This is a genomic window from Acinetobacter lwoffii (assembly GCF_019343495.1).
Lineage (GTDB): Bacteria > Pseudomonadota > Gammaproteobacteria > Pseudomonadales > Moraxellaceae > Acinetobacter > Acinetobacter lwoffii_P.
This window is the reverse complement of the sequence record NZ_CP072551.1, coordinates 20,428-37,761: the sequence shown is the minus strand read 5'-3', so window position 1 is coordinate 37,761 and position 17,334 is coordinate 20,428. Positions and strand designations below refer to the sequence as shown.

17 protein-coding genes and 3 pseudogenes are annotated in these 17,334 nt (G+C 40.2%); 11 read left to right on the top strand and 9 right to left on the bottom strand.

Annotated elements, in window-relative coordinates; genetic code table 11:
• Positions 1–363: 363 nt before the first annotated feature.
• On the bottom strand, positions 364–1,545 hold the full coding sequence (locus tag J7649_RS15675) for a sigma-54-dependent transcriptional regulator family protein (RefSeq protein ID WP_219310220.1): 1,182 nt from the start codon (positions 1,543–1,545) through the stop codon (positions 364–366).
• Positions 1,546–1,746: 201 nt separating this feature from the next.
• Here J7649_RS15675 and exaC point away from each other — a divergent pair, with 201 nt between their 5' ends.
• Complete coding sequence (gene exaC / locus J7649_RS15670; protein ID WP_219310218.1) at positions 1,747–3,258, top strand: acetaldehyde dehydrogenase ExaC; 1,512 nt, start codon at positions 1,747–1,749, stop codon at positions 3,256–3,258.
• A 177-nt stretch (positions 3,259–3,435) separates the two neighbouring features.
• Here exaC and pnuC read toward each other — a convergent pair whose 3' ends face one another.
• The 4 genes from pnuC to J7649_RS16925 all read right to left on the bottom strand — a co-directional run bounded on the left by pnuC (position 3,436) and on the right by J7649_RS16925 (position 7,895).
• On the bottom strand, positions 3,436–4,005 hold the full coding sequence (gene pnuC / locus J7649_RS15665) for a nicotinamide riboside transporter PnuC (protein ID WP_219310216.1): 570 nt from the start codon (positions 4,003–4,005) through the stop codon (positions 3,436–3,438).
• Positions 4,006–4,033: 28 nt separating this feature from the next.
• Entirely contained in the window at positions 4,034–6,217 is a 2,184-nt protein-coding gene (locus J7649_RS15660) for a TonB-dependent siderophore receptor (RefSeq protein ID WP_219310214.1), read from the bottom strand.
• A 40-nt stretch (positions 6,218–6,257) separates the two neighbouring features.
• Positions 6,258–7,463 carry a phosphotransferase enzyme family protein gene (locus J7649_RS15655; protein WP_219310238.1) on the bottom strand — a complete coding sequence of 402 codons (1,206 nt, stop codon included), beginning with the start codon at positions 7,461–7,463 and terminating at the stop codon, positions 6,258–6,260.
• A 300-nt stretch (positions 7,464–7,763) separates the two neighbouring features.
• Positions 7,764–7,895, bottom strand: coding sequence for a hypothetical protein (locus tag J7649_RS16925; protein ID WP_005100775.1), 132 nt, complete (start codon positions 7,893–7,895; stop codon positions 7,764–7,766).
• 498 nt (positions 7,896–8,393) lie between these two features.
• Between J7649_RS16925 and J7649_RS15645 the strand changes: the two genes are divergently transcribed.
• The 3 genes and pseudogenes from J7649_RS15645 (at position 8,394) to J7649_RS15640 (ending at position 9,642) form a co-directional block, all read left to right on the top strand.
• Positions 8,394–9,098 (top strand): IS6-like element IS1006 family transposase, encoded by a 705-nt coding sequence (locus J7649_RS15645; protein ID WP_001067784.1) that lies wholly within the window; start codon positions 8,394–8,396, stop codon positions 9,096–9,098.
• A gap of 51 nt (positions 9,099–9,149) precedes the next feature.
• Positions 9,150–9,353, top strand: a pseudogene (locus J7649_RS16840) (transcriptional regulator); the annotation flags it as partial.
• Positions 9,337–9,642 carry a helix-turn-helix domain-containing protein gene (locus J7649_RS15640; RefSeq protein ID WP_005020909.1) on the top strand — a complete coding sequence of 102 codons (306 nt, stop codon included), beginning with the start codon at positions 9,337–9,339 and terminating at the stop codon, positions 9,640–9,642. The pseudogene J7649_RS16840 and the gene J7649_RS15640, both read left to right, overlap by 17 nt.
• Positions 9,643–9,731: 89 nt before the next feature.
• Here J7649_RS15640 and J7649_RS15635 read toward each other — a convergent pair whose 3' ends face one another.
• Positions 9,732–10,274 carry a cysteine hydrolase family protein gene (locus tag J7649_RS15635; protein WP_004637127.1) on the bottom strand — a complete coding sequence of 181 codons (543 nt, stop codon included), beginning with the start codon at positions 10,272–10,274 and terminating at the stop codon, positions 9,732–9,734.
• Positions 10,275–10,358: 84 nt separating this feature from the next.
• Positions 10,359–11,243, bottom strand: coding sequence for an MBL fold metallo-hydrolase (locus J7649_RS15630; protein WP_178929016.1), 885 nt, complete (start codon positions 11,241–11,243; stop codon positions 10,359–10,361).
• Between the two features lie 132 nt (positions 11,244–11,375).
• Here J7649_RS15630 and J7649_RS15625 point away from each other — a divergent pair, with 132 nt between their 5' ends.
• The 3 genes from J7649_RS15625 (at position 11,376) to J7649_RS15615 (ending at position 13,520) form a co-directional block, all read left to right on the top strand.
• Positions 11,376–12,347 (top strand): GlxA family transcriptional regulator, encoded by a 972-nt coding sequence (locus J7649_RS15625; RefSeq protein ID WP_005176780.1) that lies wholly within the window; start codon positions 11,376–11,378, stop codon positions 12,345–12,347.
• Positions 12,348–12,868: 521 nt separating this feature from the next.
• On the top strand, positions 12,869–13,225 hold the full coding sequence (locus tag J7649_RS15620; RefSeq protein ID WP_103857265.1) for a type II toxin-antitoxin system RelE/ParE family toxin: 357 nt from the start codon (positions 12,869–12,871) through the stop codon (positions 13,223–13,225).
• Complete coding sequence (locus J7649_RS15615) at positions 13,218–13,520, top strand: helix-turn-helix domain-containing protein (protein WP_001140620.1); 303 nt, start codon at positions 13,218–13,220, stop codon at positions 13,518–13,520. The genes J7649_RS15620 and J7649_RS15615 overlap by 8 nt, the downstream gene beginning before the upstream one ends.
• Before the next feature lie 41 nt (positions 13,521–13,561).
• On the opposite strand, the pseudogene J7649_RS15610 reads toward J7649_RS15615, so the two are convergent.
• Positions 13,562–13,723: pseudogene (locus J7649_RS15610) on the bottom strand (IS6 family transposase); the annotation flags it as partial.
• A gap of 93 nt (positions 13,724–13,816) precedes the next feature.
• Positions 13,817–14,209 carry a Cd(II)/Pb(II)-responsive transcriptional regulator gene (gene cadR, locus J7649_RS15605; protein ID WP_000550240.1) on the bottom strand — a complete coding sequence of 131 codons (393 nt, stop codon included), beginning with the start codon at positions 14,207–14,209 and terminating at the stop codon, positions 13,817–13,819.
• Between the two features lie 89 nt (positions 14,210–14,298).
• Here cadR and J7649_RS15600 point away from each other — a divergent pair, with 89 nt between their 5' ends.
• The 4 genes and pseudogenes from J7649_RS15600 to J7649_RS17045 form a co-directional block, all read left to right on the top strand.
• Positions 14,299–15,579, top strand: a complete 1,281-nt coding sequence (locus J7649_RS15600) for a cation efflux transmembrane domain-containing protein (RefSeq protein ID WP_005093338.1) — start codon at positions 14,299–14,301, stop codon at positions 15,577–15,579.
• A gap of 63 nt (positions 15,580–15,642) precedes the next feature.
• On the top strand, positions 15,643–16,347 hold the full coding sequence (locus J7649_RS15595; RefSeq protein WP_001067784.1) for an IS6-like element IS1006 family transposase: 705 nt from the start codon (positions 15,643–15,645) through the stop codon (positions 16,345–16,347).
• 78 nt (positions 16,348–16,425) lie between these two features.
• Positions 16,426–16,668: an antitoxin Xre/MbcA/ParS toxin-binding domain-containing protein gene (locus J7649_RS16955; RefSeq protein WP_338026417.1), complete on the top strand. Its 243-nt coding sequence runs from the start codon at positions 16,426–16,428 to the stop codon at positions 16,666–16,668.
• A gap of 317 nt (positions 16,669–16,985) precedes the next feature.
• Positions 16,986–17,312, top strand: a pseudogene (locus J7649_RS17045) (DinB/UmuC family translesion DNA polymerase); the annotation flags it as partial.
• Positions 17,313–17,334 lie beyond the last annotated feature (22 nt).

The window sequence follows — 17,334 nt, the reverse complement described above, 5'->3', positions numbered from 1 at the left end:
CGGGGGGTGTTTCTTTTTTATCAGGCCCCTTTCATTATGAATATCGACATTAATCCCATGGTAGAAAAATGCCACTATTTTTTTAGCCCGTTCTAGCCATAAATAAAATTTCATAGCGTATTATCTTACGATTATATTTGATCCCTGAGGAATAAACTGCGCGTCCTTCAAATGACATGAAGGTGAGCGTAGCTGATATCAAGCATCTAGGCAAACAGCAAACTGGGTAGCCACTGATAAAAATTTTAGGATCAGGTTCAGTCTAAATTAATAAGTAAACTCACAGTAAGCAAGGATAATACTTAATATTCCAGAATATTCCTATTTTAACTGTTTAGCTTTGTACCGACAGTTACATCAGCTTTAAAGATTTTTATATTTTAACAGAGTCTGATGAACGGGATGGTTTTTGGGCATCAGTTCAATCAGGCGTTCTACAGCATCAATCGCTTCAGGAAAATGTGCCACATGTTTCAGCAAGACATCGGTTTCATTAGCCTTGAAAATGGCATCGCTCAGGCGTGATTCCAGACAATCTCTCCAAGCGCATAGAAATGGACTTTCTGTTTTGGCCAGAAATACGCCGGTACATAATTTCAAGGCTGAATCGATATACCCAGCATCTAAAGATTGCTCTGTCATTAAAAAATCAGCCTCTACATGCGCCAATAAACGATAGGGTCTGGAACCCAGCATACCACCTAATACATCGCGTAACTGTGACATTTCTGCTTTTAAAGTCCCCATACTGACCTTGCGCTCGCCATATAAGGCTTGATGCAAGATATCTAGACTCAGACCCTGCGGACATAAGGCTAGAATGGTCAGAATTTCAATCTGTCGAGGAGTCAGAACCAGCACCTTGCCATTAAACAGCACTTGAGGTACTGAAAAAGCCCGAATAAACAGGCGCTGCTTCTGGCATTCTAGTAGAGCCGACTGGATGATCGTAGCACAGCGCTCCGCAGCTAGTAGTGCTAAACTGTTATGCTTTGGCCAGGTAGTCGACAGATCAATGACACCTAAGACCTGTTTTGAATAGGGATCAATAATCGGGGCAGCGTAACAAACCCAATCATGAATGGAGGACATGTAATGTTCACTGGAAAAGACACAGCTGGATTGTTGAGTTTTTAAGGATAATGCCAATGCATTGGTTCCGACTAGCTCTTCGCGCCATTGCCCACCTTCAATAAAATGTACACTTTCTGCGGCACTTTGCATTTGTGGGCTAGAAGCTGCCCAAATGATGGTGCTGCCGATATCTCCGACCGCCAGCACCATAGAAGATTGCTCGGCAATATGTTTTAAATCCTGAGCACAATGTTGCAGGGCTTGGGCTAAAGTTGAGGAAGAAGTGGTCTTTTTTAAATCCGTCAGCGGTGCTGCTAAACGATTCTTCGGGATTTCAGCCGAGGATGAACGTTGCCAGGAGCTGGCAATACTCTGTCCCAGCTGTTCTGCATGTAAGGGAGACAAACTGCTGTTTTGCCGAAGCTGATCAGTATTGTGCCTTTTTTCCATCAAATCTTGTTTTGTCATCATTCCTTATTCTCACAACAATTCATGATTTACATCCGCTGTAATCGTTATTTTTTTAAAATGGATGAAAATATCGTGAACATGCTAGCCCCAACCTTTTTCCAACCTTATACCAGTTATATTAATCAAATAAGGTGCAGAAGTACCTTATACCAAAGCTGTAGAAGCGGTTTTGCCATACGAAAATAAGCAAAGGAAATAAATATGCGTTACGTCGATCCTAATCAACCTGATTCAAAAGTTCATTTTAAAGCACAATACGAGAATTTTATTGGCGGCGAATGGGTCGCTCCGGTCAAAGGTGAATACTTTGACAACATCTCTCCGGTAGATGGCAAAGTCTTTACCAAGGTTCCGCGTTCTTCTGTAGAAGACATTGAATTGGCCATGGATGCAGCGCACAAAGCCAAAGAACAATGGAACAGAGCATCGCCGACCACCCGCTCCAATATTCTGTTGAAAATTGCCGATCGTCTGGAACAAAATCTGGAACTGCTGGCAGTGGCAGAAACCTGGGACAATGGCAAACCGATCCGTGAAACGCTGGCTGCCGATATTCCGCTGGCTATTGACCATTTCCGTTATTTTGCCGGCTGTATTCGTGCGCAGGAAGGCGGCATTTCCGAAATTGATGAAGATACGATTGCTTATCATTTTCATGAGCCGTTGGGCGTCGTGGGTCAGATTATCCCGTGGAACTTTCCGATTCTGATGGCTGCCTGGAAACTGGCACCTGCCCTGGCTGCGGGCAACTGCATTGTGTTGAAACCTGCAGAACAGACTCCGGTCAGCATTCTGGTGCTGGCTGAACTGATTCAGGATATTTTGCCACCGGGCGTGTTGAACATCGTCAATGGCTACGGGGTCGAAGTCGGCCGTCCACTGGCGACCAATCCCCGTATTTCCAAGATTGCCTTTACCGGTTCCACCGCAGTGGGTCAGATGATCATGCAATATGCGACTGAAAATATTATTCCGGTGACTCTGGAACTTGGCGGTAAATCACCAAACTTGTTCTTTGCCGACATTATGGATCAGGAAGACGATTATCTGGACAAAGCGCTGGAAGGTTTTGCCATGTTTGCCCTGAACCAAGGTGAAATCTGCACCTGTCCATCGCGTGCGCTGATCCAGGAAAGTATTGCTGACGAATTTCTGGCGCGTGCCGTTGAACGGGTGAAACGGATTAAAACCGGGCATCCGCTGGATACTGACACCATGATTGGCGCGCAAGCCTCACAGGAACAGCAGGACAAGATTCTGGGCTGTATTGCCACTGGTCGTGAAGAAGGCGCACAGATCCTGACTGGTGGTGAAGCACGTCAGGAAGTGGGTCAAGGTTTCTATATTGAGCCGACTATCTTTAAAGGCACCAATGACATGAAGACCTTCCAGGATGAAATCTTCGGGCCTGTATTGGCTGTGACCACCTTTAAAGACTTTGATGATGCGATCAAGATCGCCAATGATACGATTTATGGACTCGGTGCCGGTGTCTGGTCACGCTCAGCGCATACCTCTTACCGTGCCGGTCGAGCCATTCAGGCCGGTCGGGTCTGGACCAACTGTTATCACATTTACCCTGCGCATGCGGCTTTCGGCGGTTATAAAAAGTCAGGGATTGGGCGTGAGAATCACAGAATGATGCTGGATCATTATCAGCAGACTAAAAACTTGCTAGTCAGCTATTCGACCAAACCAGCCGGGTTCTTTTAAGAAGTGAAATACATTCAAAGCGAACTTCGGTTCGCTTTGAATGTATGGTAGCTAGCTTTCACAAAATATCAGCAACATCTTCAAGCTGCGGCCAATTCAAATAAAGTTTTTAGTCTATAAATACTTTTTTTAAAGGAAAGAGCATCACCTCAAATTTCTATTTGCAATAGTGTCATTTCAAGATAATTTCACTCTATAAAGATTTCGCCACATTCTCCAGCCATTCAGTGCCAGAAGAATAAAAATAAAATAAAGTACGGCTGTTAAATACAGTGACTTATAGCTATACATGCCAACATAAATCACATCTAGAACACACCATAATCCCCAGCTTTCAATATATTTTTTTGCCGCCCAATAACTTGCCACCAAGCTAAAAGAGGCTAACATGGAATCCAACCAAGGTAGTGACGCTGCGGTGAAATGAGCAAATAAGGCGCCAATCACCAGACCCGCGACGATACCCACAATCAGGCTATATACCCAGATTTTTTTATTCAAATAGCCAATCTGCACGGTGATAGCCTGGTCATGATTTTTCTTCGACCAGCTATACCAGCCATACAGTTGCATCAAGATAAATACGGCTTGTAATGCTGCGTCTACAAATAAATTGACACGATAAAAAATAATCATATATGAAAATACAGCGATAATATTCACCAACCAGCAGACTTTATATTGTTTGGAGGTCAACCAGACACCTAAAACGTTTAAAATGAACGCTGCAATTTCTATATTTTCCATAGCAATATAACCTGATTAAGCAGCCAATTTAGAAGTTCAGATTGAATGACAAGGTTGCTGTACGCGGCGAACCCAAGAATAAATAATCGTCACCCAAAAATTCACCTGCATCACGCCAGTATTTCTTGTTGAACAGATTATTAATATTCAAGCGCAGCAATGCATCGGTCGTATTTAGCTTAAATTGATAAGCAGCGCCTAAATCAACCACACTATAACCTGCAACTTTCGCAGCACCCTCTTTGTTGGCATATTTGCTGGAACTGTATTGACCACCTGCTAGAACAGTGAAACCTGCAATGCTCGGTACGTTATAGCGAAGATGTGTTGCGAAACGAGCTTTTGGCACGTTTTGCGCTTGATGATGGCCATATTCAACCGCTTCCACATTTTCTAAACGGGCTTTGATCAAGGCTAAAGATGAAGTTAAGGCCAGATGGTCGGTTAATGCACCATTTAGTCCTAATTCCAGGCCCTGACTATGCTGTTCGCCTTCCGCAATAAAATAGCGAAGTCCTGAAATCGGCTTGCTATATTGATTGTCCTGACGTAAATCAAAAACGGCTGCAGTCAACAGGAAATCATGGATCTGTTGTTTGAAACCAATTTCATATTGCTCTGAGTAGATCGGTGCTAGGGTTTCAGCAGCATTCTCTGCAAACCAAGGTGCTGATTTTCCATCTGACAAGCCTTTGGCATACGAGGCATAGACGGTAGTCGATTCCAAGGGGCTATAGCTGATTGCGAATTGCGGTAAAAATTTAGCTAAATCGGTATCGCGGACTTTTATTACCTGCTTACCCTCTGCATCATAAGCATGTGCTTGCTCATCAAGCTCGATCCATTTTCCGCCAATTAAAGTGGTCCAATGTTCATTCCATTCAATACGGTCTAATGCTGTAAATGCAGTTTGTTTACTTTTAAGTGCTTGATATTTTGGTCCAGCATTCGCTGTTACTGGGGAAAAATCTATGGTTTCTGTATAAATATTACCTACACCAATCCATTCATTGACACCAGCAAAACGATCTCGCGATTTATTGGTTTGTGTAATATCAAAATTTAGATAATGTTGCGCCCAATTGGTATCAATCACCCCATCTAGTTTGACTTTAAATTGGTTGGTTTTAAAGGTTTCATCTGGATTCTGATAATCGTAAATATCATACTCGCCAGCTTTACCAAACGTGTTACAGGAATACTCTTCCAGACAGCCTTCCCGATAATAACCATAAGCAAAGCTTGAATAGTCATCAACTCTGGATTTACTGTGTGCTGCAACGAGTCCCAGGTTCCAGTCACTATTCAAAGCATAGCTATATTTTAAACTGCTATTCAGACTATCGATCGTGACCGGTTTGCCCCAAGTCTGGTAACCCAGCAATCGATCCCATTTCACATTTTCTGGGACTTTGCCATCGAGTAATTGATAGCCTGGCACTGATCTTTGTTCGGAACGCTGTGCTTCAAGATCAAATTCCAATTTAGATTGCTCAGATGTTTTCCAATCTAAGGCCAATGCCGCTAAATAGCGTTCACCATCCACATGATCGACATAAGACTCAATCTGTTCATTCACCAGATTGATGCGATATCCGAATTGTTGCTCATCACCCCAAAAACCACCTAGATCAGTTGCCACTGAAAACTGTCCATGTTGATCAGCAGAGAATGTCAGGGCCTGGATATCTTTAGGTCGCTTGGTGACATAATTGACCACACCACCCGGGGTCGACATACCACTTTGAATCGCGGAAATGCCTTTTAAAATTTCCACACGTTCTTTGTTTTCAAGTGCAACATTTTGTTCACCACGAATCACATTGCCATTAATGAGGTAGCTTGATGCCAAATCGAGTGCAAAGCCACGCGAGACAAAGTTTGGATAATAGCCAATTGCAGCATAGCCCTCACCGATGGCTGCATCATTTTTTACCACATCGCTCAGCACACGAGCATGTTGTTCAGCAATGAGATCGGCAGTCAAGATAGAGACCGATGCAGGGAGTTTTTGCAGACTGTTCGTAGCAAATCCTTCAACATTCACTTTGGCACTCGAGTAAGGAATGCTTTGATCGGCGGTGATAACAATCGTGTCAAGCTGTTGCACAGCGTCTTCAGCATAAGTCAGCGGGGCTAAACACAGCTGCGACAGAATGATCATATTTAAAGATCGAGTTAATACATTCTGTTTGAGTTGACGAGTGTTCATACGAAACCTTATGTCTGTGAAGTGGGTGATGATGCTGGGTTTAGAGAGAGCATTGAGAAGATTGCAATTCATCTTGAATGGGCCGGGTTAAGGTCTGGGTAAATTGTTGACCTTGTTCGCCAAAGAACCAGTCCACATGACCGATAATCCAGTCGTAATAAGCAGCATCTGCATGTTGCTGGTTTTGAGTAATCCCAACAAAATACTCAAGCTCTGAAAAAGCGAAATCCAAATGCACGATTTTCAGTAGTTCTGGCAAAATACTAAAATCTTCTTGTGGATGTACTTCAGAAAAATAAGCATGTAGAAAGGCGGTTAAACCAGCTTCATCAATCTGAATATGTGGGCTCTGCTCTAATTCCAACCAATCAATGAAATTACGTTCAATCGTCACAGCCAGATCATAAAGTGCAGAGTTTCGGTCAGATAAACCAAAATCAATTACGGCAGTAATTTCAGCTTTGGCATCCGGCGCTGACCAAAACAGATTAGAAGCGTGTAAATCGTTATGGGTCCAAATTTTGCTTGCCTGTTGCAATACAGGCTGAATACGCTGGTGAACCTGTAAGATTCGATCTAAAAAGTAAGGATCTAAATTTTTATCGGCAAAATAACGGCTTAATTCTGAACTGTTTGCAATGCGCTGTTGAATGGCTGTAATGATATTTTCACTGTCTAAAAGCTGCTGATTGGAAACCAAATAAGATGCTGATCTGCCCTGCTGTTCGGGAAAATCCTGCATCGCCAGATGTAGTCTGGCCAGTAAAGCCCCTGCCTTGGCGGCATGTTCAGCATAGAAAAAAGGTTTCCAGGATTGCTGATCTGCATACAGATCTAAACCGGCTGCTTTTGCATAAACTTCATAGGTCCAGTCACCCACCTCTAAAGCAGTCAGATCTTGATTTGACCTAATCAATGCTGCAACAGGAATTTCTTTGCTGGCTAAATGCTGAAGAACGGCATGCTCCTGTAAAATATCGTGGGCACGACGAAATGAACAATGACTGCGCTTGATCAAATACTGATGCGCGACTGCTTCATCCCTGCTCACAAAATCCTGCTCCACCTTGACCAGCGCCGCAGATGAAAATGGCCGGGGACTACACCACAAAATCTGAATATGACCTTGTAAACAGGAATAATGCTGCTGCAGGCTTTGTAATTCTGGATCAGAAATATGTGCCCAGTCTTTATTTTCCCAGGCATTGCCCATACCATGACCTAAATCATTGGTAATTATGGTCATCATCACTATTCCTGAGCTAGATCATTATCTAATAATGGAAAATCATCGTTTAGGCGAACATGCAAAACAGTATTTTTAAATACATTTAATATTGAAGACACACCCTAAAATTAAGTGGTACATACCAGTATTAAATTGAAGGCAAGTTTAGCCTTATAAATATAAAAATAAAATAGATCTCTCGCATAAATCAAGAAATGATCTTCTTTTTGGTTAATATTCGAACTCCAGATTTCTTAGCATTCGCGCATAATCTGCGGATGAAATACATCAATTCAAACAAGCTTTCTGATCCTCAGTTCAAGCGATAACATAGTTTTGAAATGCACCGTAATTCATTTTCATGACTTCACTAAGTAGCTCTTTAAATCCATGTTCCTCAGCAGCAAATTCTACCAGTGATTCATTGTTCAGATCAGTAACACATGCCATGGTTGTACACTTGAATGATTTTGGTCTTTAATGAAGTTCTTTAACGGCTCAGTATGGATTGCCCAGGTATCGAAGTCTTTCATCTGTATCTGACGAACTTCAATGTCATTGATTTTGATGCTTCGATTCGTTTCTAAAAAAAATCATTCATAATGATGTCTCAAATTAGATTTTAATGACAAAAAAATACCCTGATGGTTATCCCATCAGAGCTAAATATAAAATTATTTATTTCTTAATTTGAAATACTTTGATCAATCAGTTTCTCAATAATATTAGAGGCAAGGCAGAGTAAAACTTGAAGTGCGACATAAACCACCTAATTAATTTAAAGGGTATGGAGTATATAAAATTGTCATACCATCATCTTAACTTTGAAGATCGTACTGCATTAATGCTTGAGTCAAGAAAAGAAGGCTTTTCACCAAGAAAATTTGGCACTGTTGCAAATAACCACGAATGGTAAGCTTAAGACTGTTTTAGCTAAAGGTGCAGCATATGAATCCTTTCCATGGTCGGCATTTTCAGGGCGAAATCATTCTTTGGGCTGTGCGCTGGTATTGTAAATATGGCATTAGCTATCGTGAACTGCAGGAAATGCTGGCCGAACGGGGTGTGAATGTTGATCACACGACTATTTACCGTTGGGTTCAACGTTATGCTCCTGAAATAGAAAAACGTTTACGCTGGTATTGGCGTAATCCTACAGATCTGAGCTCGTGGCATATTGATGAAACCTATGTAAAAGTGAATGGACGATGGTCTTATCTGTATCGTGCAGTCGATCAACGTGGCGATACCATTGATTTTTATCTTTCTTCTAGACGTAATACCAAATCAGCATATTGTTTTCTTGGAAAAATTTTAAATAATGTGAAGAAGTGGCAAATTCCACAAGTGATCAACACGGATAAAGCACCCACATATGGACGTGCTTTATCACGGTTAAAACGGGAAGGTAAATGTCCACCAGACCTTGAGCACAGGCAGATTAAGTATAAAAATAACGTGATTGAATGTGATCATGGCAAGCTAAAGCGGATCATCAGGGCCACATTAGGATTCAAATCTATGAAGACGGCTTATGCCACAATTAAAGGTATTGAAGTCATGCGTGCACTACGTAAAGGACAAGCATCGTCATTTTATTATGGTCAGCCTCAGGGTGAAGTGTGTCTAATCAACAGGGTTTTCGGTCTCTAAGTACTTTTTAAAGGGAACATCATCGACTCAAATCTCTATTTGCAACAGTGCCAACCTAACTCAGGAGGAATACGTAAAGTTCGTTGGGGATCTGGTAAGACAGGTAAAAGCGGTGGAGTCAGAGTAATCTATTACAACCGTCTAGCTAATGGACAAATATGGTTACTTACCATTTATGGGAAATCTGCTGTTGATCAACTCGATAAAAAAGTACTACGTGCTTTAGTGGAGAAGTTAAATGAATCGCTCAAATGATATTGTAAGCCGTGATGCTGAACGAGATATTGGTGCTGAATTACTTATGGCAGTAGATGAAATGCTTGCCAATGCTCCAGTCAAAACTTATACCATTACTCAGACTGATGTCGCTTTAGCTCGCCAAAAATCAGAGTTAAGCCAACGTGAATTTGCCGAAACTTTAGGTGTATCTGTGCGTACTTTGGAAAGTTGGGAACAAGGTGTACGTAAACCATCTAAAGCAGCACAATCCTTAATTAAGCTGTTTATCAAAGATCCTTCTTTTGTTAGAGAAGCTCTTAGCTAATTAAAAAATATAGTAAAAATGGGAGCTAAAGGCTCCCATTTTTGACTTCGAATAACGTGTATTATGTTAATTTTAGGAAATCTTAGTCTTTAGCTAACATAATCTTCAGTTGATATTACTTGAGCATATGCAAATTCAAAAGCGGCCATTAATGTTGCATGGACATGACCAGCAGGTACTTTAACGCCATTAAATTCCAAGTCTAGTGTTGCACAAGCATCATGTATCACTTTTACCTTATAACCAAAATCAGAAGCAGCACGAACAGCAGCATCAACACACATATGCGTCATAGCACCAATCACGACTAACTCAGTCACTTGATTGCTATCTAAAATTTCTTTGAGATTCGTGTTTAAGAACGCATTGATGTGATTTTTAATGATCACAGATTCATCTTCTTGCGGCTTAACTGTGTCCTGAAATTCAATACCATTTGAGCTAGGTTCAAATATAGGAGATTCAGCATCAGCAATATGTTGGACATGAATCACTTGAGTACCCTGTTGACGGGCTTTCGCAATTACTTTCACTGCATTAGCAGCAGCTTGTTCAATATTTACCAATGGTAATTTACCTGTAGGTAGATATTCATTTTGTAAGTCGATAACTAATAAAGCTGATTTTGACATATCTGTTCCTTTACTTAACTAATATTTGTTTTGTTCTACTTAGGTTTTTAAAGAAGTGGAAGTATTCCATTTCTTTAAGTTACTTTAGAAAGAAAGTGTTTCACCATCGATAGGAATTAAAACCTTATCTTGAATTCCTTTGTCTTTTACATATTCTGCAAGCTGAGCACGTGTTACCGACATGTGGTTAATGGCATCCATGTGAACAGCAATAACTTTGGCATTTGGTGCTTTCTGAGTTGCGCGATAAGTATCTTCTTTACCCATAATAATGGATTCTTTAAAGCCATTAACCAAGGCGTTACCTGTATTCAATACAATCACATCAGGTTTAAATGTTTGAATCGCTTGATCAACTTCAGAACGCCAGATGGTATCACCAGCTACATAAACCATTTCATGGCCCGCAGCTTCAAATACCACACCCATTGCTTCGCCTAATCCAGCTTTAAGCTTAGGAATACGGTACATGGCATCAGTACCGTGTTGACCACCAGTTTTAGTGAGCTTAATCCCTTCAAAAGTTGCTTGCGTTAATACACGAACATCTTTGAAGCCTTGTGACTGAATGACTTTTTGGTCTTCTGTATTTTGTACAAACAACGGCATGTTTTTCGGAATAGTCGCTTGTGCTGCATCATCCCAATGATCTAAATGTGTATGGGTCACGATTACCGCATCTACACCTTCTAAAATCGTTTCAGGCTTAATAGGCAAATCGACTAATGGATTCCGTAAATAGCTACGATGAGTATCAGGAAAACCTTCATAGAACCCTTTTTTAGCAAACATTGGGTCAATTAAAAAAGTCGTATCAGCATAGGTTACTTTAATCGTTGCATTGCGAATTTCTTGTATATGCGTCACTTTAGAGGTATCTCGCTGAACCACTTTATCATTCGCATATAAATGGACTGAAGCCATTGCCAGAGAGAGTGCAATAACAGAGCTACTTAAAATTTTATTCATGTTCTAGATCCAATCATTTAGTCATACTTGAATCATGATAGAAATCATCAAACAAAAAAATTGTCCTTAAGGACAATCATCGAAACTATTGGGACAACATGCTATATTTATTATTTTAGAGAGGTAGATCGAATGGCTATACCAGTGATTGGATTGTTCGTTTATCCCAATATAAATCCATTTCACTTCTCTATCCCCCATATCATTTTCAATATCAAGATTGAAGATAAACCCTTATTTGATCTGAAAATTTTTTCTATAGATGGCCAGCCCGTAACAACAGAACAGTCTATGATGATTATCCCTGATGGTGGGGTCGAGCTCATTAAAGAGTCGGATCTTATTATTATTCCTGGGTGGGATGATTTTAATCACGAGCCTGAACAAGTACTTATCGATGCCCTAAATTGTGCATATCAGACTGGAATTAGAATTGTAGGGTTATGCTATGGAACTTATGCACTGGCATATGCTGGTTTACTTGACCATAAAAAAGCAGCTACGCACTGGATGGCTGAACAAGATTTCAGTGAGCGGTTTCCACAGGTTCAACTTGATCATGATGCCCTGTATGTAGAAGACCAAAGGATTGTAACCTCTGCTGGAACAGGTGCAGCATTAGACTGCTGCCTATATTTGGTACGAGAAATCTATAATGCACGAATTGCGAATAAAGTCTCTAGAGTAATGGTGATCCCGCCTCACCGTGAAGGTGGGCAAGCTCAGTTTATTGAACAGCCAGTCGCAGAATCGAGCCAAGATGCACAAATTAATGTATTACTTGATTTTTTAAGAAAGAATTTAGCTTTACAACATAATATTGAAAGCCTCGCTGAACGGACACATATGACACGCAGGACGTTCACACGGCATTTTAAGAAAGCGACAGGCATGACCCTAGTCGATTGGCTGAATACTGAAAGAATCAGATTAAGTTGTGAACTTTTAGAAACGACAAACTTGTCTATCGAAAAGATAACCGAGCTTTCAGGTTTTAATAATACCGTGTCATTTAGAAAAAATTTTCGTGAAAAATATGGCACCAGCCCTCAGGCATGGAGAAAAGCTTTTGGGATCATTAATGAAAATAATCCACCCATTTAACATAATGGCGATTATACGAAATACACTTGTATATTAACATTTAAATCAATAACTTAAAAAATTCATCCTGATCATAAAAACCGCAAAAAGCCGATTTTGAAACAAGTCGGCTTTTTTATGAGCAGTTTTGATAGTTCTTGCCAATAAATTTGTTTAAAAAGTAGTCGATTTTGCGATTTTTTAAATTTTATCAATGCTTGAATGCTTAAAATTATCCACATTTTTTGTGGATAAAATTTAGGCTATTTTGTACGCTCTGGCGTACATAAATCTCGGCCCTTTGCGGCTACCTGGGACAGTGGAATTTTCCTATGATGAACTCATCGGGAACAGGAAGTTCCATACAAGAATAACAAGAGATAAGCACAAGGACTGTAAGGTACGACAGGAGTTATACCGAGCGAACCAATACAAAAAACCCCGGCAGGATGCCGGGGTTTTTTATTGTTTATCCTTTCTCATTTGCAAAACAAGCATAATGCTCCTAAAATATAGACTATAATCTATATTTTGGTTGTGGTATGTGGACAGTCATTACGACAGATCTATTTAATCAGTGGCTTGAACAGCAAGACGAATCAACACAAGAGAAGGTTCTGGCTGCCCTGGTTGTTCTACAGCAGCAAGGACCAAGTTTAGGCCGCCCTTTAGTAGATACTGTCTATGACTCTAAATTTACCAACATGAAAGAGCTTCGTGTTCAACATCGAGGTAAACCACTGAGAGCTTTCTTCGCATTTGATCCCTTACGACAGGCTATTGTTCTATGTATTGCTGATAAAGGCGGTAAAAAGCGTTTTTATAAAGACATGCTGGATATTGCAGATGAACAATACCAACTTCATCTCACCACCCTAGGAGATAAATCTAATGGCTAAGACTCTGCAAGAATTGTTAGCTAGCCGCTCTCCAGAGAGCCAAGCCCGTATTCAAAAAATGGCAGATGAATTACTGCTAGAAAATCAGCTTCATCTTATTCGTGAAGAACTTGAAATTTCTCAAAAAGAACTTGCTGAAACTTTGGGAATAAAACAGCCATCGCTTTCAGCAATAGAAAATCGTGGCAATGATCTTAAGATTTCAACCATGAAAAAGTATGTTGAGGCAATGGGTGGGAAGCTCCGTATTGATGTAGAGCTTCCAACAGGAAAACATATAGGATTCAACGTTTAACAATAAAAATGGGAGCTATAGGCTCCCATTTTTAGATTCGTATAACGTTGAACCCAACGGTAAATAGTCGTGTGATCAACATTCACACCCCGTTCGGCCAGCATTTCCTGCAGTTCACGATAGCTAATGCCATATTTACAATACCAGCGCACAGCCCAAAGAATGATTTCGCCCTGAAAATGCCGACCATGGAAAGGATTCATATGCTGCACCTTTAGCTAAAACAGTCTTCAGCTTACCATTCGTGGTTATTTGCAACAGTGCCGATTTTTTGAAAAAAGCATAGGTCTAGATAATCAAGCTAGATTTTTTAAAACCCCACATTGGTCAATTGTACATAAACCATCACAAGTACCTCTTAAATCAGATAGTTGTTCAATAAGCTTTTGTTGCTTGATTATATTTTCTCTGATAGCACTGACATGTAAGTCAATTAATTCATTCACATCTGAACAATTTTTCTCAGGTTTGTCTTTATAGGTAAGTAATTGACGAATTTCATTCAAACTCATATTTAAAGTTCGGCAATTCAAAATAAATTTAATTCGCTCAACATAGCCTACATCGTAAAGGCGGTAATTTCCTTCCGTTCTTTCCGGTTCCGGAATTAAACCTTCCTTTTCATAAAACCTAATTGTTAATACTGAACATGAGGTTTTTTTAGAGAGTTCACCAATTTTTAAATGCATTGAGTTAGTATTTCCAAAGATTCTTGACTCTATAGTAACTATAGGGATTCTAATATTCAAAGTTTATAATTTTTTTAATGGGTATAATTATGAGTGGTTGTGGATGTAGTAAAGAAACACCATGCGAAGATAAGAAATCTCAACAAGAAAATCATCCATCAATTGCAGAAGCAAACAATTCAAAGAATTGTGATAATACGCTTAGCTGTTGTGGTGAAGAGGAAGAAAAAAAATCTTCATCTCCTTGCTGTAACACTTCAAACAGTTGTGAAGATACCGCTCAATCCTGTTGTGGTTCTGATCCCAAAGAAAATTTAAGCACTGAAGACGTTTTAAAAGATTCGCACTACATGAGTGAATACTTAGTTCCCAAAATGGATTGTTCTGCGGAAGAACAGATGGTTCGTATGGCGCTATCTTCAATTGATGGTGTTCAAAAACTCATCTTTGATTTACCTAACCGTTCTTTAAAGGTTCTACATAATCAAAAAGATGAAAATATAACCACCAAACTTGAAGCTTTGGGTTTTGGTGCAAAGCTTGTGAAGACTGAAACTTATATAAGCAATCAACAGGCTAAGCAAACAAGTACCTACACCATTCCTAAAATGGATTGCTCTGCTGAAGAGCAAATGGTCCGTATGGCTCTTGCAGATATTGAAGCAGTTAAAGGTCTTACTTTTGATCTTCCCAATCGAAAACTGAAAGTCTTCCATAATGAAGGGATTCAGCAAATTACGGCTAAACTCGAAGGACTGGGTTTTGGGGCGAAACTTGATGAAATACAGCTTTCTTCAGGCGATATACCTAATGAACCTGATCCTGTGAGACAAGCTAAAGTACTTAAACTGTTATTAGGTATTAATGCTCTACTTTTCTTTATAGAATTCATCAGCGGTATTATTGCTGCGTCTACAGGATTGATTGCTGATTCTCTAGATATGTTTGCCGATGCAGCCGTTTATGGTATTGCACTATATGCCGTCGGAAAAGCTGCGAAATATCAAATAAAAGCAGCCCATTTCGCAGGTTGGATTCAGTTATTACTTGCTGTTATCGTGATTGTTGATGTCATTAGACGATTCATGTTTGGAAGCGAGCCAGAATCAACGCTCATGATTGTTATTGGCCTGCTCGCACTTATAGCTAACGTGACATGCTTATATCTTATTTCTGGTCATCGAGAAGATGGCGCACATATGAAAGCCAGTTGGATTTTCTCGGCGAATGACGTTGTCGTAAATATGGGCGTTATATTTGCCGGTGTACTCGTGGCGTGGACCGGATCAGCTTATCCAGACTTAATCATTGGCATACTGGTTTCTTTATTCGTACTTAATGGTGCCCGAAAAATTTTGGCTTTGAAGTAAGGGCACTGTTGCAAATAACCACGAATGGTAAGCTTAAGACTGTTTTAGCTAAAGGTGCAGCATATGAATCCTTTCCATGGTCGGCATTTTCAGGGCGAAATCATTCTTTGGGCTGTGCGCTGGTATTGTAAATATGGCATTAGCTATCGTGAACTGCAGGAAATGCTGGCCGAACGGGGTGTGAATGTTGATCACACGACTATTTACCGTTGGGTTCAACGTTATGCTCCTGAAATAGAAAAACGTTTACGCTGGTATTGGCGTAATCCTACAGATCTGAGCTCGTGGCATATTGATGAAACCTATGTAAAAGTGAATGGACGATGGTCTTATCTGTATCGTGCAGTCGATCAACGTGGCGATACCATTGATTTTTATCTTTCTTCTAGACGTAATACCAAATCAGCATATTGTTTTCTTGGAAAAATTTTAAATAATGTGAAGAAGTGGCAAATTCCACAAGTGATCAACACGGATAAAGCACCCACATATGGACGTGCTTTATCACGGTTAAAACGGGAAGGTAAATGTCCACCAGACCTTGAGCACAGGCAGATTAAGTATAAAAATAACGTGATTGAATGTGATCATGGCAAGCTAAAGCGGATCATCAGGGCCACATTAGGATTCAAATCTATGAAGACGGCTTATGCCACAATTAAAGGTATTGAAGTCATGCGTGCACTACGTAAAGGACAAGCATCGTCATTTTATTATGGTCAGCCTCAGGGTGAAGTGTGTCTAATCAACAGGGTTTTCGGTCTCTAAGTACTTTTTAAAGGGAACATCATCGACTCAAATCTCTATTTGCAACAGTGCCGAATTCTGCATCTTGAATGCGTTGATATGGTTTTATCTGATTCAAGTCTAATGCTAGATCCTAATTCTAAACAAGGAGAAATAGCATTAATCCTCATTCGGATTTACAAGGCTCTATATCATCTGAATGGTGGTGATATCAAGTGGATGCACCATTTTCTCAACTCGCCCAATCTATTGACTGGAGGAATTCCTATAGAACAACTGGAAAGTATGAGTGGGCTGCTTTCCGTACTCAATACTGTAGAATCTCTTCAGCATAAGGTTTAGATACCTCAATTCCTATAAAGCTAGCGGTCCATAAAAATATCTTCAGGAGGTACTTTTGAACAAAAAAATTATAGCTATAAAGTGATGTGATCCGAAGAAACACTCAAATATGTGGGTTATTACCTTGAGCAGCCTTCCCTTTCATATGTCGAAGCAGATCTAATGGAGGCATTAAAAGGAATTACAAAAGTCGTGAATACGTATAATTCTAAAGCTTCAAAGTTTCCTTAAGAAGCAGCTTTATTGCAGGATCTAAATCTTTCTAATACACATTCGGAGCTACTTGGTATGCAGCTACTCAAGCCCCTAGAAAACAAATTTTTGCGAGTCGTTCCTTTGGTCAAAGGATTTACCATATTGACGCTCTGAAAGAAGCAATGGCGTTCTATGTACAAGATGCGGTATCTCGGCTAAGAGGTGAAAGATTGTTGTGTGGTTACATGATTGGTTTCGTACAATCCAGTTAATACAGATAAACATTTCCATATTACAGCAAGTCTGCAGCGCTCACTTTGCCAGAGCCAACCGACAATGTATTAACGCTGTGCAAGATCGCCACTGAGATGATAGATGACTTATATCAGAAAGATATTGGCTTCAAGAAGTGTGGCGTGATACTGACTTGTCTTGAGCCTAAAGCCAAGCATACTTATGATTTGTTCACAG